Source organism: Pseudomonas sp. S35, assembly GCF_009866765.1.
GTDB lineage: Bacteria > Pseudomonadota > Gammaproteobacteria > Pseudomonadales > Pseudomonadaceae > Aquipseudomonas.
Window position 1 is genome coordinate 5,024,314 of the sequence record NZ_CP019431.1, and the last position, 18,615, is coordinate 5,042,928.

At 58.3% G+C, this 18,615-nt stretch carries 18 protein-coding genes and 4 tRNA genes; 8 read left to right on the forward strand and 14 right to left on the reverse strand.

From position 1 onward, the window contains the following. The first annotated feature begins 345 nt into the window (after positions 1-345). A complete protein-coding gene (locus PspS35_RS22495; protein ID WP_159936852.1) occupies positions 346-3,240 on the forward strand; it encodes a ribonucleoside-diphosphate reductase subunit alpha in 2,895 nt (964 codons plus the stop codon). A gap of 372 nt (positions 3,241-3,612) precedes the next feature. Here the strand turns inward: PspS35_RS22495 and flgE are convergent, their stop codons facing one another. The 6 genes from flgE to PspS35_RS22525 form a co-directional block, all read right to left on the reverse strand. After that, on the reverse strand, positions 3,613-4,917 hold the full coding sequence (gene flgE, locus PspS35_RS22500) for a flagellar hook protein FlgE (protein ID WP_159936853.1): 1,305 nt from the start codon (positions 4,915-4,917) through the stop codon (positions 3,613-3,615). A 31-nt stretch (positions 4,918-4,948) separates the two neighbouring features. Next, complete coding sequence (gene flgD, locus PspS35_RS22505; RefSeq protein ID WP_159936854.1) at positions 4,949-5,668, reverse strand: flagellar hook assembly protein FlgD; 720 nt, start codon at positions 5,666-5,668, stop codon at positions 4,949-4,951. 16 nt (positions 5,669-5,684) lie between these two features. Further along, positions 5,685-6,128, reverse strand: a complete 444-nt coding sequence (flgC, locus tag PspS35_RS22510) for a flagellar basal body rod protein FlgC (protein WP_003175632.1) — start codon at positions 6,126-6,128, stop codon at positions 5,685-5,687. A 3-nt stretch (positions 6,129-6,131) separates the two neighbouring features. Continuing rightward, positions 6,132-6,539 (reverse strand): flagellar basal body rod protein FlgB, encoded by a 408-nt coding sequence (gene flgB, locus PspS35_RS22515; protein ID WP_159936855.1) that lies wholly within the window; start codon positions 6,537-6,539, stop codon positions 6,132-6,134. Positions 6,540-6,772: 233 nt separating this feature from the next. Further along, on the reverse strand, positions 6,773-7,600 hold the full coding sequence (cheR, locus tag PspS35_RS22520) for a protein-glutamate O-methyltransferase CheR (protein ID WP_032886774.1): 828 nt from the start codon (positions 7,598-7,600) through the stop codon (positions 6,773-6,775). A gap of 43 nt (positions 7,601-7,643) precedes the next feature. Further along, entirely contained in the window at positions 7,644-8,576 is a 933-nt protein-coding gene (locus PspS35_RS22525; protein WP_159936856.1) for a chemotaxis protein CheV, read from the reverse strand. A gap of 80 nt (positions 8,577-8,656) precedes the next feature. Between PspS35_RS22525 and flgA the strand changes: the two genes are divergently transcribed. The 4 genes from flgA to PspS35_RS22545 all read left to right on the forward strand — a co-directional run bounded on the left by flgA (position 8,657) and on the right by PspS35_RS22545 (position 11,244). Continuing rightward, positions 8,657-9,421 carry a flagellar basal body P-ring formation chaperone FlgA gene (gene flgA, locus PspS35_RS22530; RefSeq protein ID WP_159936857.1) on the forward strand — a complete coding sequence of 255 codons (765 nt, stop codon included), beginning with the start codon at positions 8,657-8,659 and terminating at the stop codon, positions 9,419-9,421. A 140-nt stretch (positions 9,422-9,561) separates the two neighbouring features. Then, the gene (gene flgM, locus PspS35_RS22535) at positions 9,562-9,879 is read left to right on the forward strand and encodes a flagellar biosynthesis anti-sigma factor FlgM (RefSeq protein ID WP_099587193.1); all 318 of its coding nucleotides are present in this window, start codon (positions 9,562-9,564) and stop codon (positions 9,877-9,879) included. A gap of 48 nt (positions 9,880-9,927) precedes the next feature. Then, the gene (locus tag PspS35_RS22540; RefSeq protein ID WP_159936858.1) at positions 9,928-10,398 is read left to right on the forward strand and encodes a flagellar protein FlgN; all 471 of its coding nucleotides are present in this window, start codon (positions 9,928-9,930) and stop codon (positions 10,396-10,398) included. 96 nt (positions 10,399-10,494) lie between these two features. After that, on the forward strand, positions 10,495-11,244 hold the full coding sequence (locus PspS35_RS22545) for a flagellar brake protein (RefSeq protein WP_159936859.1): 750 nt from the start codon (positions 10,495-10,497) through the stop codon (positions 11,242-11,244). A 61-nt stretch (positions 11,245-11,305) separates the two neighbouring features. On the opposite strand, the gene PspS35_RS22550 is transcribed toward PspS35_RS22545, so the two are convergent. Together PspS35_RS22550 and PspS35_RS22555 are read right to left on the reverse strand one after the other, a co-directional pair. After that, the gene (locus PspS35_RS22550; RefSeq protein WP_159936860.1) at positions 11,306-12,688 is read right to left on the reverse strand and encodes an MFS transporter; all 1,383 of its coding nucleotides are present in this window, start codon (positions 12,686-12,688) and stop codon (positions 11,306-11,308) included. 320 nt (positions 12,689-13,008) lie between these two features. After that, positions 13,009-13,085: transfer RNA gene (locus PspS35_RS22555), tRNA-Arg, on the reverse strand. 327 nt (positions 13,086-13,412) lie between these two features. On the opposite strand from PspS35_RS22555, the gene PspS35_RS22560 reads away from it, so the two are divergent. The 3 genes from PspS35_RS22560 to PspS35_RS22570 all read left to right on the forward strand — a co-directional run bounded on the left by PspS35_RS22560 (position 13,413) and on the right by PspS35_RS22570 (position 14,548). Continuing rightward, positions 13,413-13,640, forward strand: a complete 228-nt coding sequence (locus PspS35_RS22560; protein WP_159936861.1) for a hypothetical protein — start codon at positions 13,413-13,415, stop codon at positions 13,638-13,640. A gap of 11 nt (positions 13,641-13,651) precedes the next feature. Beyond that, positions 13,652-13,831 (forward strand): PA3371 family protein, encoded by a 180-nt coding sequence (locus tag PspS35_RS22565; protein WP_159936862.1) that lies wholly within the window; start codon positions 13,652-13,654, stop codon positions 13,829-13,831. Positions 13,832-14,221: 390 nt separating this feature from the next. After that, positions 14,222-14,548, forward strand: a complete 327-nt coding sequence (locus tag PspS35_RS22570; protein WP_003193592.1) for an Arc family DNA-binding protein — start codon at positions 14,222-14,224, stop codon at positions 14,546-14,548. Between the two features lie 102 nt (positions 14,549-14,650). Here PspS35_RS22570 and mgtE read toward each other — a convergent pair whose 3' ends face one another. The 6 genes from mgtE to PspS35_RS22600 all read right to left on the reverse strand — a co-directional run bounded on the left by mgtE (position 14,651) and on the right by PspS35_RS22600 (position 18,525). Further along, a complete protein-coding gene (gene mgtE / locus PspS35_RS22575; RefSeq protein ID WP_159936863.1) occupies positions 14,651-16,093 on the reverse strand; it encodes a magnesium transporter in 1,443 nt (480 codons plus the stop codon). A gap of 339 nt (positions 16,094-16,432) precedes the next feature. After that, positions 16,433-16,509 (reverse strand) — tRNA-Arg (locus PspS35_RS22580). Positions 16,510-16,581: 72 nt separating this feature from the next. After that, positions 16,582-16,658 (reverse strand) — tRNA-Arg (locus PspS35_RS22585). A gap of 108 nt (positions 16,659-16,766) precedes the next feature. Then, a tRNA-Ser gene (locus tag PspS35_RS22590) sits at positions 16,767-16,857 on the reverse strand. A gap of 62 nt (positions 16,858-16,919) precedes the next feature. Beyond that, on the reverse strand, positions 16,920-17,108 hold the full coding sequence (gene csrA / locus PspS35_RS22595; RefSeq protein ID WP_003175645.1) for a carbon storage regulator CsrA: 189 nt from the start codon (positions 17,106-17,108) through the stop codon (positions 16,920-16,922). A 175-nt stretch (positions 17,109-17,283) separates the two neighbouring features. Continuing rightward, complete coding sequence (locus tag PspS35_RS22600; protein WP_159936864.1) at positions 17,284-18,525, reverse strand: aspartate kinase; 1,242 nt, start codon at positions 18,523-18,525, stop codon at positions 17,284-17,286. Positions 18,526-18,615: the final 90 nt, after the last annotated feature.

An 18,615-nucleotide genomic window follows, 5' to 3' on the forward strand; every position in this document is an offset into this window, starting at 1 on the left:
AGACAAGAAACTCAAGCCCTTTCTTGCTCCTGTTTGGTCGAACCCAAGCATTTTTTGAAAGCCCAAACCGCTCATGCGGATGGCAGCCGTTTTCAAGCTCCAACAGCGGAAAACGGTACGGGTGTTGCAGTGCTCGACCCTGGCAACTGTCACCCACCAGGAATACGGCCAAGGGCTTTTTAGCCCCGAACCGAAGACTTCGGCATGGAAGCGGCGCGAACAGCCCCCCTTCCTCCTGTCCCGAAGTTGTTATGCCAGGCCAAGGCCTGCTGTAAGTGCTTCAGGACGGAACGGTGGGCACCGTGATGGTGCCCAAATAAATATAGAATGTGGAGACAACCCCCCATGCAAACCGACACAACTCGCGAGAACCCGCAGGGCTCCGTGCCGCAGGCCGCTGATTCGAATATGGATCTGTCCGCCACTGCACCTGGCCAACTGCGCGTGATCAAGCGTAACGGCACTGTCGTTCCTTACACCGATGACAAAATCACCGTCGCTATCACCAAAGCGTTTCTTGCAGTTGAAGGCGGCACCGCTGCCGCTTCGTCGCGCATCCACGACACCGTTGCCCGCCTGACCGAACAAGTCACCGCGACCTTCAAACGTCGCATGCCGTCGGGCGGCACCATCCACATCGAAGAAATCCAGGACCAGGTCGAACTGGCCCTGATGCGTGCCGGCGAGCAGAAAGTGGCGCGCGACTACGTGATCTACCGTGACGCCCGCTCCAAGGAACGTGCCGTACGCACCCCGGCCGAAGAAGCCGCCGTGCAAGCGCACCCGTCGATCCGCATCAGCCTGGCCGACGGCAGCTTTGCGCCGCTGGACCTGGGCCGCCTGAACACCATCATCACCGAGGCCTGCGAAGGCCTGGAAGAAGTCGACGGTGACCTGATCCAGCGCGAAACCCTGAAGAACCTGTACGACGGCGTGGCCCTGACCGACGTCAACACCGCCCTGGTGATGACCGCCCGTACCCTGGTTGAACGTGAGCCGAACTACTCGTTCGTGACTGCGCGCCTGCTGATGGACACCCTGCGTGCCGAAGGCCTGGGCTTCCTGGGCGTGGCCGACAGCGCCACCCACCACGAAATGGCCGACCTGTACGCCAAGGCGCTGCCTGCCTACATCGCCAAAGGTATCGAATTCGAATTGCTGAACCCGGTCCTGGCTACCTTCGACCTGGAAAAACTCGGCAAGGCGATCAACCACGAGCGTGACCAGCAGTTCACGTACCTGGGCCTGCAAACCCTGTACGACCGTTACTTCATCCACAAGGACGGGATCCGCTTCGAACTGCCGCAAGTGTTCTTCATGCGCGTGGCCATGGGCCTGGCGATCGAAGAGAAGCACAAGGAAGACCGTGCGATCGAGTTCTACAACCTGTTGTCATCTTTCGACTACATGTCGTCGACCCCGACGCTGTTCAACGCCGGCACCCTGCGTCCACAGCTGTCGAGCTGCTACCTGACCACCGTGCCGGATGACCTGTCGGGCATCTACCACGCGATCCACGACAACGCCATGCTGTCCAAATTCGCGGGCGGCCTGGGCAACGACTGGACTCCGGTGCGTGCCTTGGGTTCGTACATCAAGGGCACCAACGGCAAGTCCCAGGGCGTCGTACCGTTCCTGAAAGTGGTGAACGACACCGCCGTAGCGGTCAACCAGGGCGGCAAGCGCAAAGGCGCTGTGTGTGCGTACCTGGAAACCTGGCACATGGACATTGAAGAGTTCATCGAGCTGCGCAAGAACACCGGTGATGACCGTCGTCGTACCCACGACATGAACACCGCCAACTGGATCCCGGACCTGTTCATGAAGCGTGTCTTCGATGACGGCCCGTGGACCCTGTTCTCGCCATCCGAAGTGCCGGACCTGCACGACCTGACCGGCAAGGCTTTCGAAGAGCGTTACGAGTACTACGAAGCCCTGTCCCAGTACCCTGGCAAGATCAAGCTGTTCAAGACCATCCAGGCCAAAGACCTGTGGCGCAAGATGCTGTCCATGCTGTTCGAAACCGGCCACCCTTGGTTGACCTTCAAGGACCCATGCAACCTGCGCAGCCCGCAGCAGCACGTGGGCGTGGTCCACAGCTCGAACCTGTGCACCGAGATCACCTTGAACACCAACAAGGACGAGATCGCCGTTTGCAACCTGGGCTCGATCAACTTGCCGAACCACATCGTCAACGGCAAGCTGGACACCGTAAAGCTTGCACGCACCGTCAACACCGCCGTTCGCATGCTCGATAACGTAATCGACATCAACTACTACTCGGTGCCACAGGCGCAGAACTCCAACTTCAAGCACCGTCCGGTTGGCCTGGGCATCATGGGCTTCCAGGACGCGCTGTACCTGCAGCACATTCCTTACGGTTCGGATGCTGCGGTCGAGTTCGCCGACAAGTCCATGGAGGCGGTCAGCTACTACGCGATCCAGGCTTCCTGCGATCTGGCCGACGAGCGCGGCGCCTACGAGACGTTCCAGGGTTCGCTGTGGTCCAAAGGCATCCTGCCGCTGGATTCGCAACAGATCCTGATCGAGCAACGTGGCCAGAAGTACATCGATGTTGACCTGGAAGAATCCCTGGACTGGGCGCCGGTACGTGCGCGTGTGCAGAAAGGCATTCGTAACTCCAACATCATGGCCATCGCACCGACCGCGACCATCGCCAACATCACTGGCGTGTCGCAGTCGATCGAACCGACTTACCAGAACCTGTATGTGAAATCGAACCTGTCGGGCGAATTCACCGTGATCAACCCGTACCTGGTTCGCGACCTGAAAGCCCGCGGCCTGTGGGACTCGGTCATGATCAACGACCTGAAGTACTACGACGGTTCGGTGCAGCAGATCGAGCGCATCCCGCAGGAACTCAAAGAACTCTACGCAACCGCCTTCGAAGTGGACACCAAGTGGATCGTTGACGCCGCCAGCCGTCGTCAGAAGTGGATCGACCAGGCTCAGTCCCTGAACCTGTACATCGCCGGCGCTTCGGGCAAGAAGCTGGACGTGACCTACCGCATGGCTTGGTACCGTGGCCTGAAAACCACTTACTACCTCCGTGCCCTGGCCGCGACCAGCACCGAGAAGTCGACCATCAACACCGGTAAGCTGAACGCTGTATCCAGCGGCAACCATGGTGATGACTCGGTACTCGCTGCTCCAGCCGGCCCGGCGCCAGTGCCAAAGGCCTGCGCAATTGATGAGCCGGATTGCGAAGCTTGCCAATAAGCTGAGCCGGTAGGCGCCCAACGGCGCTGACCTGAAAGCCCCGCCAAGCCCCCTGGGTTTGGCGGGGCTTTTTTTGCCTTTGTAGTGAGCGGGCTTGCCCCGCGCTGGGGGGCGAAGCCGCCCTAAACCCAGACACCGCGGTGTGTCAGTTGGACCGAGGTGACTGGATTTTGGGGCGGCTTCGCCCCCCAGCGCGGGGCAAGCCCGCTCACCACAACAAGCCCACTCACCACAACAAACCCGCTCACCACAGCAAGCCCACTCACCACAACAAGCCCGCTCACCACAGCAAGCCCCCTCACCACAACAAACCCGCTCACCACCCATAAAAAAGCCCCTCGCAAGAGGGGCTTCTTGTGGAGCGCTACCGCATCAGGTCATCTGAATGATGGTCTGCATGATGGTGCTCTGGGTGGAGATGGTCTTGGCGTTCGCCTGGTAGTTGCTCTGGGCCTTGATCAGGTCAACCAGTTCGTTGGTCAGGTTGACGTTGGAGTTCTCCAGGGAGTTGGCCACGATCGAACCCAGGGTGCCGGCTTGCGGAGCGTCGAAGCCCGGCTGGCCCGAGGAGAAGGTCTCTCTCCAAGTGGTGCCGCCCGCAGGCTGCAGGCCCTGTTCGTTGTTGAAGCTGGCCAGGGAAATCTGGCCGATGGCCTTGCTCTGCTGGTTGCTGAAGGTGGCAAACAGTACGCCGCTGCCGTCGATTTTCAGGCCAGTGATCTGGCCGGTCGCGTAACCGTCGGTGGTCGGCGGGTTGCGGTAGCTGGCCGAGTTGTACTGGGTGATATTGCCCATGTTCACAGCAATAGGCCCCGCTGTGGCTTCGTTTGGCGTCCAATTGCCATCGGTCACCGACCCCGGGACCCAGCCAGTGAGCGTCAGTGTCTTGCTGCTCACGCCACCCGTCACAACATCCTTGAGCTTGCCGGCGCCATCAAAGGTGATGACCGACGGTACAGGGGCAGTGGTGCCGGTCGTCGTAGGCTTGGTGCCGTCAAGGTTGCGACCGTCGATCAGCGTGTAGGAGTTCCACTCGTTGGCGTCGGTTTTCACCATGTACTGAACCATGGCGTGCGAGTTGCCCTGGGAGTCATACAAGGTGGTGCTGTACTGCGTGGTGAACGTGGTGGTGTCGGTTGGGTCAAACGGCTTGGTGGTCTGGTTGATCACCGGCTCCGACGAGTTCAGGTTACTGGTGGAGTCCACTTTGGTGGACGCCTTCGGCGGCAGGTACGACAGGTTCAACTGCAGGTCGGTCAAGCCGCCCTTGATGATATTGCCGTCTTCATCTGCCGCGTAGCCTTGCAGGCGCGAGGTACCCGTGTTGTTGGTGACGTAGCCGTCTTTGTCAGCACGGAACGCACCGCTGCGGGTGTATTCCAGCGAACCGTCGCTGGCCTTCTGCACGAAGAAACCGCCGCCCTGGATCGCCATGTCCAGCACGCCGCCGCTGTTGTTGACGTCACCCTGGGTGAATTGCTGCGAGACAGCCGCCAGGTTCACACCGTTGCCGATGCTGTTCTGACCAGTACCCAACTTGGAGGCGGCGTAGATGTCGGCGAATTCCGCACGGGACGACTTGAAGCCAGTGGTCGCGACGTTGGCGATGTTGTTGCCGGTCACGTCCAACTGTTTGTTGGCCGCATAGAGGCCGCTAAGGCCGATGTTAAAAGACATGTTTCTCTCCCTCTGCCGTAGTTAGCCGGCTCTATGTACCGATAGTCTGAATTTGCGACAGCTTGACGCTGCCCATGCCACCTGCAAGGTTCAGCAGCATTTCGCCGCCGGTCTTGCTCAACGTCACGCTCGTCACCGTTGCCGGCAGCGAGGTCGCCAGGGCCACCGAGTCGCCCTTGTCGTTCTTGGTCGTCGCCGCAAAGGTGTAGGTGCCCGCTGGAGCAACCTCACCCGCGTCGTTCTTGCCATCCCAGATGAAGTCCGATGTACCGGCGCTCTGGGCACCCATGTCGATGGTGCGCACCACGTTGCCGTCTTTGTCGGTGATCTTGATGGCGACGTTGCCGGTAGCTGCAGTCACCGCCACCGAGCCGGTCATGCTCTTGCTGGTATCCACCAGCGCCTTGTCGGTCTGGGTGATGATCGAACGTCCCACCAGCGACGAAGCCTGCAGCGCTTGCGACGAGCTGAAGTTGCTGGAGATGTTGTTCACCGAGTCATTCAGGGTATTGATGCCTTCCAGACTGCTGAACTGCGCCAGCTGGGCCACGAATGCACCGTTGTCCTGAGGCGACAGCGGGTTCTGGTTTTTCAGCTGGGTGACCAGCAGTTGCAAGAATGCATCCTTGCCCAACGACTGATTGCCGGTAGCAGCAGAAGCCGTGCTCGCGACATTGTTTGTTGCAGTGCTGACCTTGGAATTGAAAAGGTCCTGGACTGCCGAATTAGTAGACGTATCAACGATGGCCATTATTTGGCGCCCCTTATCACTGACCCAGGGTCAGGACCTTCTGCATCATGGTTTTGGCGGTGTTCATCATTTCCGCGTTGGTCTGGAACGAGCGGCTGGCGGAAATCATGTCGGCCATTTCCTCGACCACGTTGACGTTCGGGTAGTAGACGTAGCCTTTTTCGTTCGCCGCCGGGTGATTGGGCTCGTAGCGGGCTTCGAGGTTGCTCTGGTCTTCGACGACGCCGAGCACCTGCACACCTTTGCCGGCAGCGTCCTGTTCCTGGAACAGCGAGTCGCTGCCGCCGTTCTGGCCGGCCTGGAACATGGTGGCGAATACCGGGTGACGGGCACGGTAAGTCTGGTCAATGCTCGAAGACACGGTCTCGGCGTTGGCGATGTTACTGGCGACGGTGTTCAGACGCGTGGTCTGAGCGCTCATGCCACTACCGGCAATATTGAAAACACTGGACAGGGACATGGCTTACTCTCCACGCAGGGCTGACATCAGCCCTTTGAATTTGCTGTTGAGCAGGGTAAAGCTGGCCTGAAAGTTCACCGAGTTCTCGGCGTAGGCCGATTGCTCCAACTGTGCGTCGACGGTGTTCTGGTCGATCGACGGCTGCATCGGCGTGCGATACAGCAGCGACTCGTCACCACTGCTCAGGCCTTGCGCTTCGATATGACGATTGTTGGTCATGTTCAAGGCGAAGGTGCCGTTCTTGTTCTTGTCCTGCTGTGCAGCGAGCACGGCGGAGAAGTCCAGGTCCCGAGCCTTGTAGTTCGGGGTATCGGCGTTGGCAATGTTGTTGGCCAGGACTTCGGCACGCTGGGCGCGAAAACCCAGGGCTTGTTCGTGGATACCGAGCGCTTTATCGAAGCTGATGCTCATGGCGGAAACCTTTAGGCTGACCTGCTATTCGTTAACTGGGTTATAGCAAGGCGCATGCCAGTTTCTGAAAAGCCCATGAATCAAGGGTTTGCGAGGAGGTTGCCGGTGGCAATGCCAGAAAAGCGGCAACGGGTTTCCGCGTGGCGCCAGTAAAGCGGCAATGGGGAGTTGCCGCTTTCGCGCAACTTGCCGCAGAAACAAAGGTGGGAGGGGGCTTATCCCCTCCCACATTATTATTTGGCCTGGTAGATGATCCCAGGGCTGCATTGCACCATCTGGAAATGATCCGGCAAACCATTGAGCGCCTCGGATGCACCGAGGAACAAGTAACCGCCACGCTTGAGGGTGCCGTGGATGCGCAACAGGATGTCTTTCTTCACTTCTGCCGAAAAGTAGATCAGTACGTTGCGGCAGAACACCATGTCGAACTTGCCCAGGCTGGCGTAGCTGTCGAGCAGGTTGAACGAGCGAAACTCCACACGACTCTTGATCGGCGCCTTGATGGCCCAACGCCCCGCCCCTTTGGGGTCGAAGTAACGCTGCAGGCGCTCCTGGGACAAGCCACGGCCCAGGGCCAGGCTGTCGTACTCGCCAGTCTTGCAGTTGGTGAGCATGGTGCCCGACAAGTCAGTGGCAACAATTTGTGCCCCGGCTTTCAACTGGCCCATGTTGGTCCGCTCGAACTCATCGATGGACATCGAGATCGAATACGGTTCCTGCCCCGAAGAACAGGCCGCCGACCAGATACGCAGACGCTGGCCCGGGCTGGCCTTGATGGCCTCCGGCAGCACTTTGCTCTTGAGCACTTCAAAGGGGTAGGTATCACGAAACCACAGGGTTTCGTTGGTGGTCATGGCATCGACCACCATCTCTTTGAGGCCACTGCGCGGCTGACCCTGGATCCGTTGGACCAACTCGCCCAGGGACTTGATACCCTGCTGCTCCATCAGTTTGTTAAGACGGCTGGATACCAGGTACTGCTTGTTTTCACCGAGCAATATGCCACAGGCTTTTTCCAGGAAGACCCGGAACTGTTCAAAATCCAAATTACCCGTAGACACTGATACCGCCTCTAAAATCGTATGACCGCCAAGGGGGAAACCCTTAGCTGTGATCTGCTGCCTTGATCCGGTCGACTACCCGGGATGCCAGGTCATCAGGACGGAATTTGGCCAGGAAGTCATCGGCACCGACCTTCTTGACCATCGCCTGGTTGAATACGCCCGACAACGAAGTATGCAGGATGATATGCAGTTTTTGCATGCGTGGATCGCTGCGTATCTCAGCCGTGAGGGTGTAGCCGTCCATTTCCGGCATCTCGATGTCGGAGATCATCATCAAGAATTCTTCTTCCGGTTTCTTGCCTTCATCCACCAGCTTGCGCAGGTAATCCAGCGCCTGGCGGCCGTCATTGAGCGCCACCACATCCACACCCACGGTTTGCAGGCAACGTGTCACCTGCTTGCGCGCCACCGAGGAGTCATCCACCGTCAGCACACGCAACGACACGGCTTTATGCGCGGTCTCTGCATCGACCACGCCCACCGAGATGTTTTCGGAGGTCGGGGCGACTTCGGCGAGGATCTTCTCCACGTCGATGATTTCCACCAGTTGGTTATCGACCCGCGTCACCGCCGTGAGGTAGTGATCGCGACCGGTGCCCTTGGGTGGCGGATGGATCTCTTCCCAGTTCATGTTGACGATGCGCTCCACCGAGCGCACCAGGAAACCCTGGGTCTTGGTGTTGTACTCGGTGATGATCACGAACGGGTTCTCGCGGTCCTGCAGGCCAGCCGAACCGGTGGCCAGGGCCAGGTCAAGAATCGGGATGGTCGCGCCACGGATGTTGGCCACGCCACACACCACCGGGCTGGACTTGGGCATGATCGTCAGCTTGGGACATTGCAGCACTTCCCGCACCTTGAACACGTTGATGCCATATAGCTGTTTGCCATCCAGGCGAAAAAGCAACAACTCCAGGCGATTCTGCCCTACCAGCTGTGTGCGCTGGTTTACTGAATCCATTACACCTGCCATGCCCAGACTCCTACGCTAAACCTTTGAGGGTGCGACGCGCACCCAACACTAAACGGCACGAGCTTTGCTATTTGTTGGCCATGGACATTAAAACGACAGTTTCCCGACGCCTTCGATTCCCACGTTACCGCAGATTGCTCTGCGTCACGGTGGCGCTGCTTGCTTTGGGCCTGAACACCGCGGCCCGCGCAGACAACGTCACCTTGCCTGATCTACTTATCGGCGTCACTCAGGGGTTTCTTGAGTTCACTGTAGAAGATTATCTGGCGACCACCCAGACACCAGGCCGTTATGAAATCCAGGTCAACCAACTGGACCCACGCCTGCGCATGCCCATGTGCGACAAGGAATTGACAGCCACCCTGGAAAGCCCTGCCCAGCCCATCGGCCGCGTGACCGTGCGGGTACGCTGCGACGGCGCCTCGCCCTGGACGGTGTTCGTGCCCGCGCAGGTCAAACTGTTCCGCGATGTAGTGGTAGTGGCACGCCCGCTCAAACGCACCGGCATCATCGGTTTTGAAGACGTTGTGTTGCGTGAACGCGACATCAGCCAGATCAGCCAGGGCTACCTGACCACCTTGGATCAGGCCATCGGGCAGAAACTGACCCGACCAGTGGTCACCGACCAGGTGATCACCTTGGTGCATTTGGAACAGGCCGAAGTGATTCGCAAGGGCGATCAAGTGGTGATTTCCGCCAGCAGTGGCGCGCTGAACGTGAAGATGCCCGGCGAAGCGCTGTCCAACGGCGGCATGAGTGAACAGATTCGCGTCAAGAACCTCAACTCCAACCGCGTGATCAAGGCGCGGGTGACAGCCCCAGGGCAAGTCGAGGTCGCTTTATAGATTACTGGTACAGGACGCTGGGTTTTCCTACACTGTGCACGAGGTATCCCGTGCGTAGATTTATTGTCATTTGCGCCTAAAGTTTGTCCGGGTATGGCCGAAAACATGGCAAGCGTCCAAATACCCAGAGGTTTTTTATCATGGTCATCGATTTCAGTCGTTTAAATAACACCCCGGCAACGTCAGGCACTACGCGTACCACCGGCACCAAGGAAAGCGTAGAAGCCAAGGCCCCGCCACTGCCCGCCAAGGCAGAACAGGCCAGCCAGAGCGGGGAATCCGTACACCTGAGCAATGAGGCTCAACAGTTGCAGAAGGTCACTGACTCGCTGCGCGATCAACCCGTCGTCAATAAAGCCCGTGTGGCCGAATTGAAACAGGCAATCGCCGATGGCAGCTATAAAGTCGACAGCAACCGTGTAGCCAGCAAGCTGCTTAACTTCGAAGCCGAGCGCTAGGCAAAGGCCTGCGCAGGGCTTTTGGACGCTTAAACCCCAAGGCCAGCCATGCATCACGACGAACATTTGCTGCAACTGATCATTGATGATCTAGCGCCGACGCAACAATTGCTGGAGCTGCTAAAAGAAGAATCACTGGCCCTTTACGGCCGGGATATGCCGCTACTGGAAGAAATTCTGGCGCGCAAGCAGTCGTTGATTGTCCTGCTGGAACAGCACGGCAAAAAACGCAGCCAGATCCTGATCACCCTCGGCCTGCCGGCAGACCACGATGGCCTGGCGCAATTGGCCAGCCATTCCTCGGTCGGCGATCAATTGCTGAGCCAGAGCAAAGAACTCAATCAGTTGCTCGCCCAGTGCCAGGAAGCCAACCTGCTTAACGGTCAGTCGATCCAGCTTCAACAAGCCACGACCGCCAACCAGTTGCGTATACTCCACGGCGGCGAACCACCGGCACTGTATAACGCCCAAGGTTCCACCTCGCGCCTGGTCAAGCCAAGCACCCGCAGCCAAGCCTGACGCCGGTTTACCGAGCGCCCTATCCAAGGCGCGCCACATGCTGGCAAAATGCCGGTTCTTGCGTGTAGTCGTATTTTGTCTGGAGATGGAAGAACCGTGTTCAACGCCCTTAATGCGGAAGATGCCCCGCAGCCACCCAAGGTCCTCACCACGCCTCTGGAAATCGCCGGCACCTTGCGGATGCTGCAAGACAGCCATGACCCGCTGATCATCACCTTCCACGAGCGCAGCCAGCGCTTCCAGAGCTATCTGGTGGACGTCAACCGTGACAGCAATACGCTGGCGCTGGATGAGATGATCCCCCGTGACGGCGAGCGTCACCTCGAAAACGGCGAACCGTTCCGTATCGAAGGCTTCCACGACGGCGTGCGCGTCGCCTGGGAAAGCAGCGGCACCCTGACCATCAGTGAGAAAGACGGCCACCGCATCTACACCGGCAGCCTGCCGGACGAGGTGGTCTATCATCAGCGCCGCAATGCATTTCGCGCCGCGTTGAAGCTGGCGCAACTGGTCAACATCGAACTCGGCGGCGAAAAGCTCAAGGCACCGGTCAACGGCAAGTTGCTGGATATCTCCGCCACCGGCTGCAAACTGCGCTTTGAGGGCGATATCTCCGAACGCCTGCAACTGGGCCAGGTCTACGATCGCTTTATCGCCGCCCTGCCCTTTGGCAGCATGACCACCTCTGTCGAGCTGCGTTACCTGCACTTCGAAGAGAAGATCAACACCACCTTCGCCGGCGTGCGCTTCCACAACATGAGCGGCCTGGTGCAGCGCCAGGTCGAGCGTTTTGTGTACCAATTGCAGCGTGAAGCACGACGCTTCGACAAGGACGACGATTTTTAATCGGTAACCGTCGCGGCAAAAAAAACGGGCAGATCCTTTGGGGATCTGCCCGTTTTTGCTTTCAGGGGCGCGCCCTGCTCAGGTCGTGAGGATGCTCTTGCGGCCCCAGGGGTTCCGGCGGCCCAACAAAGGCCGGCTCGTCCACCGGCGGCTGCGGATCGACTGCCGGCTCAGGATCGGGAGCAGTCTGCATCTGATCCTGCACCACTTGCTCATCGACCCGCGGGTCAAGCGCGGCGACCAGTGGCGAACTCGACATGCTGTCGGGCATCGCCACGTGATGCAGCGGCGCATCTTCCACCTGATGCAGGTTGGTCACCGCCTTCGGCCGGATGCGCCACACCAGGATCAACGCACACAGGCTGAAGAAGGCATACAGCATCTGGCTTCCGAACATCTTCATGATCACACCCGCCAGCAACGGCCCGATGCTCGCGCCAACACCATAAGTCACCAGCAGCATGGCGGTCAGCGATACGCGGCGATCACCTTCCACATGGTCGTTGGAAAACGCCACCGCCAGCGGGTACAGGCAGAACTGCACCAGGGAACACAAGAAGCCCGCAACGAACAATACCTCCAGCGGCACCTCGGTCATGATCGCTAAAGGCAACGCAGCCACCGCCAAGCACAAGGCAAAGCAACGAATCAGCAGCGCGCGATCATAACGATCAGACAACCACCCCAGCGGCCACTGCACCAGCAGCCCGGCAAAAATACAGCTACCCATGAACAGACCGACCTGCTCCGTCGTAAGCCCCTGCTGGGAAGCATAAAGCGGCGCGAGACCGTAGAAGGAACCAACGATCAAACCCGCGCCCAACACCGTACTCAGCGACTGCGGCACGCGCTTTATAAAGAAGCGCGGCTCCATCGGCGCCGGATGCAAAGGCGCCGGGTGAATACGCCGGGTCATGGCCACCGGCACCAGGCACAGGGCAAAGCACAGCGCCACCAGCATCAGCAGCTCAAGGCCAAGCTGGGGGTGCATGACCAGGATCAGTTGACCCAGCACCAGCCCCAGGTAGGACGCGATCATATAGCCGCTGAACACCACGCCACGCTGCTTGGCGTCCGCCTGTTCGTTGAGCCAGCTCTCGATGACCATGTACTGGCACATCATCCCCAGGCCCACGATCATCCGCAGCACGATCCACGCCGGCAACCAGTCGACCAGACCGTGGCCCAGCACCGCCGCACCGACGATGCCGGCACAGGTGGCATACGCCCGGATATGCCCGACCCGGGCAATCAGGCGGTGCCCGATCTTGCCGCCCAGCACCAGGCCGAAGTAGTTGGCCGCCATCAGCGCACCGACCCACAGGCTGTCGACGTGATCGGCCGCCAGGCGCAAGGCCAGGTAAGTACTGAGCAGGCCGGAGCCGATCAGCATCATCAAGGAGGCGAAATAAAGGGCTCGAAAAGATTTCCAGATCTGGCGCATCGGCGTTCCGAGCGGCTCCTTGCGGTGAGAGACAGGGCTATCGGCATGATAGTCCTGGGTGGCCGGTTCCGGACAGGCGGTATGAGCTGTTTCCGGGGATTATTTTGCTTGCACAGCTCAGACGCTGCGGGGTGGCACATGAGGTACAAAATCAGCGTCGAGCCTCAAGCAAAGGCACAGGGCTTGCCGCCCGAAGCTTGGAAGTTACCGCCACTCCCCTCCTGTGAACCTCGATCAACCGCAAGGTTCGATAGATCATTGAAAAGACCGGCCGCCCACAAAAAAGCCCCGCCAGGATAACCTGTGCGGGGCTTTGAATCTGGTGTCCCAGGGCCGGTTCGAACGGCCAACCTTCCCCTTAGGAGGGGGATGCTCTATCCAATTGAGCTACTGGGACAAATGACAGCCGTCGAGCCAAAGGCATAGCGACGGACGGCGTGCATGTTAACGGCCGAGGTCAGTTTTGTCATGTCGTCCGTGGGCTTTTTGAGTGTAGGACGATATGCGCCACGGTAATCGTGGTTTCGCCCCGTAAATACGGGCACTACGCGCCTATCGTGCAAAATGCACTCCCCCAAAGTGCCAGCATTGCAAATTGCAACCTGACAACACTTTAAAGTAGACTCAAGTTATTGATTTTATTGAATTAATAGATTGGCACGAGACCTGCAATACTTCTCCTACAAGACCCACTCAGCCACGGCGTCAAGCGGAGAACAAGACCATGAACAGTGCCCTTCTGTTAACCCTCAACGCCGTGGCCTTGGCTGCGTTGGTGATGTTCCATCTCCAGTCGACCAGCAATGACGACCCTGCGCAGATCAGCCAGGCCGTGCCGCACCACCTGCAACAACGTCCGCAACTGGCGGTGATGACGCCTAACGCCCAAACGCCGGTACGTCTGATCCAAAGCACCCAGGCTGCGCCCACCGCTGAACACTGGGTTTTCTGAGGAAACCGCTGATGACCAAATCTGCCTGGCTGTTTCTGTGCCTGACCACTGTCACTGGCGCCTATGGCTTGGGCGCCGAGTCCCAGGATGCGCAACTCGCCGCACTGATAGCCAGCGGCGTCTGTGCCTGCCTGCTGCTGTTAACCCTGATCATGGGACGTCGCATCAAATTCGACCCGGTCTTGCGCTGATACCCTCCCCCATCGCCCTACCTTATGTCGCCTCCCCCTAGTAAATCGGCAAATCGCCACTATCCTTAACCACAAGGGCAAAAGGCCACTTCGCTACACAATCTGCGACCTGAAACCCTGTTGCGGCCCAGGCCTGCGGGACGATCGTCTGTGCGCATCGTCCACAGAAAAGTTTTCCAACCAGTCCGCAAAAATGCAAATGAGTGCTGGCATAAAGCCTTTAGGCAGTTCAATATTTGTCACAGATTTGACGCCAAGTAAATGGCAAAACTGAGGCATGATGCGGCCTCTTTGCAATCCGGGTTGAACTTTGGTCGTGAGTCTTGTCTTAACACTCATCGCTTGCGGCCAATTCCAAAAACCGCTCCCCTGAACTAACCGGTTAAATATATGCGCCCATTGAAACAGGCAATTTATTCCAGCCGTACGGCTGACAAGTTCGTCGTACGTCTGCCAGACGGAATGCGGGAACGCATTGCCGAGGTGGCTCGCAATCATCACCGCAGCATGAACTCCGAAATCATCGCGCGCCTGGAACAGAGCCTTATTCAGGAAGGTGCGCTGGGTGAAGAGTTGAGCATGCGCCTGGACAGCCCCGAGCTGTCGCTGCACGAACGCGAACTGCTGCAGCGTTTTCGTCAGCTCTCCCACCGACAGCAAAATGCCCTCGTCTCGCTCATCGCGCATGACGTCGAGGCGGCCGCAGAAGCCAATTGATCTGCAACTGAAAGCCGAAGCCAGCCGCGTGCTGGCTTTTTTTTGCCTGGAACTTAGAAAGATAATTCGAGACGGGGGCAGACTTGCCCCCGTCAGAAGGGATCAGAGCAGGAAGATCGTCGCCAGGCCCAGGAAGATGAAGAAGCCACCGCTGTCGGTCATGGCCGTGATCATCACGCTGGCGCCCATGGCTGGGTCGCGCCCGAGGCGAGCCAGGGTCATGGGGATCAGCACCCCCATCAGCGCGGCCAGCAGCAGGTTGAGGGTCATGGCGGCAGTCATCACCACCCCCAAGGACCAACTGCCATACAGCAAGTAGGCCACCACCCCAATCACACCGCCCCATACCAGACCGTTGATCAGGCCCACCGCGAGCTCCTTGCGCAGTAGACGCGAGGAGTTGGCAGTGCTCACCTGGTCCAATGCCATAGCGCGCACGATCATGGTGATGGTCTGGTTACCGGAGTTGCCGCCGATACCCGCCACAATTGGCATCAACGCCGCCAACGCCACCAGCTTTTCGATGGAGCCTTCAAACAGCCCGATCACACGAGAGGCGATAAACGCCGTGATCAGGTTGACCGCCAGCCAGGCCCAGCGGTTATGCAGCGAGCGCCAGACTGAAGCAAAAATATCTTCCTCTTCACGCAAACCTGCCATGTTGAGGACTTCGGTTTCACTCTCTTCACGAATCAAGTCGACGATTTCGTCGATGGTCAGACGGCCGATCAGCTTGCCGTTCTTGTCGACCACAGGCGCGGAGATCAGGTCGTAACGCTCAAACGCCTGAGCCGCATCGTAGGCATCTTCGTCCGGATGAAAACTCACGGTATCGCTGGCCATCAGGTCAGCAACCCTTTTCTCCGGATCGTTGACCAGCAGCCGCTTGATCGGCAGCACGCCCTTGAGAATGCCTTCGTAGTCGACCACGAACAGTTTGTCGGTATGGCTCGGCAACTCTTTGAGCCGGCGCAGGTAGCGCAATACCACTTCCAGGCTGACGTCTTCACGGATGGTGACCATCTCGAAGTCCATCAGGGCGCCGACCTGGTCCTCGTCGTAGGACAGCGCGGAGCGCACACGCTCACGCTGCTGGCCGTCGAGGGCCTCCATCAGCTCATGGACAACATCACGGGGCAACTCAGGGGCCAGGTCCGCCAGTTCGTCTGCGTCCATCTCCTTGGCAGCAGCCAGGAGCTCGTGATCGTCCATGTCGGCGATCAGGGTTTCACGAACCGAATCGGATACTTCGAGCAGGATGTCGCCGTCGCGATCAGCCTTGACCAACTGCCAAAGGGCCAGTCGATCATCGAGCGGCAAGGCTTCAAGGATATAGGCGACGTCGGCGGAGTGCAGATCATCGAGCTTGCGTTGCAACTCGACGAGGTTTTGCCGGTGAACCAGGTTTTCGACGCGGTCCTGATGCGGACCGTCCTGGCGGTGCGTAAGGTCTTCGACCACACGCTGGCGCTGCAGCAGCTCGATGACTTGAGCCAGGCGATCCTGCAGGCTGTCTTGTGTTTTCTTTACTTCTACTTCGGTCATAGGCGAACTCCACTCCCAGCAGCGGGGCACGCCGGAAGGATCAATCAGTCAATTCATGATTGGTAAAGCGGGGTACTGAGTAACTACTGGGTAAGTCCATGGAGGTATTCCACAAGCCCCGGCGGGGCTGACGGGCGCAATGATACACCGCCCAGCCGTCTTTAACGTCAAAAAACTGGAAAGAACAAGCGCTTGCGAGCCAAAGCTGAGTATTGGCCGCATCTATGAACTGCGACGCCACTGCCCGAATGGAAAACACATAAGGAAGGAGAAAAAGATAAAGCCCGACACAAACCCCAGACGGCAAAAAGCCCGCACTAGGCGGGCTTTTTGTTTGTATGGTGCACTCGACAGGATTCGAACCTGTGACCGCTCGGTTCGTAGCCGAGTACTCTATCCAGCTGAGCTACGAGTGCAGATTGTGTTTTTAGACCAGATCACAACTGGTTGAAGCCAAGCCACCTGCATTACTGCAACTAACTCTTAAATGGTGCACTCGACAGGATTCGAACCTGTGACCGCTCGGTTCGTAGCCGAGTACTCTATCCAGCTGAGCTACGAGTGCATTTGTTGCCGCGCATTATAGGCCGTTCAATCTCTATGTAAAGCTATTTTTTCGTTTAATTTCAACAACTTAACGAAAAAACCAGATTGCAACGTACTAAGCAAATAATGGCGGAGAACGGGGGATTCGAACCCCCGACACCCTTTTGAGGTGTACTCCCTTAGCAGGGGAGCGCCTTCGGCCACTCGGCCAGCTCTCCGCAACACGGGGCGTATATTAACCACGTTCTTCCCCGTTTGCAAACATAAAAAACGATAAAAATTAAAGGCTTGGTTCTTCGTCCTTCTCTTTCTTGATCCGCAGGTAGATTTCCTCGCGGTGGACCGCTACCTCTTTCGGAGCATTAACCCCGATACGTACTTGATTGCCTTTGACGCCGAGCACGGTCACGGTGATTTCGCCATCACCGATAATCAGGCTTTCTGCGCACCGACGAGTCAGAATCAGCATACCTTTCTCCTCACGCATTTCATTTCAGGAACAACAGTCTGCAAAAAAAAGGCGTTCGACCTACAACCCCAAGGTCATAGCCCTAACGGCCTAAGTATTGTCGAGCACACGCAAAAGACCATGCGCCCTACAAAAAAAGGAAAGGCGCGGTATCCCGCGCCTTCCTGGCATTACATCACTCGCCCTGTCGGGCCGGAGCGTCCAACTCGAACGCGGTGTGCAGCGCGCGTACCGCCAGTTCCAGGTACTTCTCTTCGATCACCACCGAGACTTTGATTTCCGAGGTGGAGATCATCTGGATGTTGATGCTTTCCTTGGCCAGCGCCCCAAACATGCGACTGGCAACGCCGGCGTGGGAACGCATGCCCACACCCACGATCGACACCTTGGCAATCTTGGTATCGCCGACCACTTCACGGGCGCCAATTTCGCTCGCGGTGTTCTCCAGGATTTTCAATGCCGCATCGTACTCGTTGCGGTGCACGGTGAAGGTGAAATCGGTGGTGTTATCGTGCGAGACGTTCTGCACGATCATGTCGACTTCAACATTCGCATCGCTGACAGGGCCGAGAATCTTGAAAGCCACGCCCGGGGTGTCTGGCACGCCACGGATCGTCAGCTTGGCTTCATCGCGGTTAAAAGCGATGCCGGAAATGATCGGCTGTTCCATGGATTCCTCTTCATCAATAGTAATGAGGGTGCCCGGACCCTCTTTGAAGCTGTGCAATACGCGCAGCGGAACGTTGTACTTGCCGGCGAACTCCACCGCACGGATCTGCAACACCTTGGAACCGAGGCTGGCCATTTCCAGCATCTCTTCGAAGGTGATCTTGTCCAGGCGCTGGGCCACGGACACGACGCGCGGGTCTGTGGTGTAGACACCGTCCACATCGGTGTAGATCTGGCATTCATCGGCCTTGAGAGCCGCTGCCAGGGCCACGCCGGTGGTGTCCGAACCGCCACGCCCGAGGGTGGTGATGTTGCCGTGCTCATCCACACCTTGGAACCCAGCTACAACTACCACGCGGCCGGCCTTCAGATCAGTGCGAATTTTCTGATCGTCGATCTGCAGAATGCGCGCCTTGGTGTGCGCGCTGTCGGTGAGGATGCGCACCTGGCTGCCCGTGTAGGACACCGCCGGCACACCACGTTTGTTCAGGGCCATGGCCAGCAAGGCGATGGTCACCTGCTCACCGGTAGACACGATCACATCCAGCTCACGCGGGAGCGGTTGCTGGTCGCCACTGATTGCCTTGGCCAGCTCGATCAGGCGATTGGTCTCGCCGCTCATGGCCGACAGCACCACCACCAGGTCATCCCCGGCATCGCGGAACTTCTTAACCTTGTCGGCCACCTGCTCGATTCTTTCGACAGAGCCGACCGAGGTGCCTCCAAATTTCTGTACGATCAAAGCCATTTCCAAGCCGCCTCAGCCCGTAAAGGGGCGCCTAAATATCCAATCAACCAGCACCGGACAAGCCCGCGACTAGACCACGAGCCCGTTAAC

Coding starts and splice junctions, on each gene's coding strand:
- PspS35_RS22495 (WP_159936852.1), top strand. CDS start 346: ATGCAAACCGACACAACTCGCGAGAACCCGCAGGGCTCCGTGCCGCAG.
- flgE (WP_159936853.1), bottom strand. CDS start 4,917: ATGTCTTTTAACATCGGCCTTAGCGGCCTCTATGCGGCCAACAAACAG.
- flgD (WP_159936854.1), bottom strand. CDS start 5,668: ATGGCCATCGTTGATACGTCTACTAATTCGGCAGTCCAGGACCTTTTC.
- flgC (WP_003175632.1), bottom strand. CDS start 6,128: ATGTCCCTGTCCAGTGTTTTCAATATTGCCGGTAGTGGCATGAGCGCT.
- flgB (WP_159936855.1), bottom strand. CDS start 6,539: ATGAGCATCAGCTTCGATAAAGCGCTCGGTATCCACGAACAAGCCCTG.
- PspS35_RS22525 (WP_159936856.1), bottom strand. CDS start 8,576: ATGGCAGGTGTAATGGATTCAGTAAACCAGCGCACACAGCTGGTAGGG.
- flgA (WP_159936857.1), top strand. CDS start 8,657: ATGGACATTAAAACGACAGTTTCCCGACGCCTTCGATTCCCACGTTAC.
- flgM (WP_099587193.1), top strand. CDS start 9,562: ATGGTCATCGATTTCAGTCGTTTAAATAACACCCCGGCAACGTCAGGC.
- PspS35_RS22540 (WP_159936858.1), top strand. CDS start 9,928: ATGCATCACGACGAACATTTGCTGCAACTGATCATTGATGATCTAGCG.
- PspS35_RS22550 (WP_159936860.1), bottom strand. CDS start 12,688: ATGCGCCAGATCTGGAAATCTTTTCGAGCCCTTTATTTCGCCTCCTTG.
- PspS35_RS22560 (WP_159936861.1), top strand. CDS start 13,413: ATGAACAGTGCCCTTCTGTTAACCCTCAACGCCGTGGCCTTGGCTGCG.
- PspS35_RS22565 (WP_159936862.1), top strand. CDS start 13,652: ATGACCAAATCTGCCTGGCTGTTTCTGTGCCTGACCACTGTCACTGGC.
- PspS35_RS22570 (WP_003193592.1), top strand. CDS start 14,222: ATGCGCCCATTGAAACAGGCAATTTATTCCAGCCGTACGGCTGACAAG.
- mgtE (WP_159936863.1), bottom strand. CDS start 16,093: ATGACCGAAGTAGAAGTAAAGAAAACACAAGACAGCCTGCAGGATCGC.
- csrA (WP_003175645.1), bottom strand. CDS start 17,108: ATGCTGATTCTGACTCGTCGGTGCGCAGAAAGCCTGATTATCGGTGAT.
- PspS35_RS22600 (WP_159936864.1), bottom strand. CDS start 18,525: ATGGCTTTGATCGTACAGAAATTTGGAGGCACCTCGGTCGGCTCTGTC.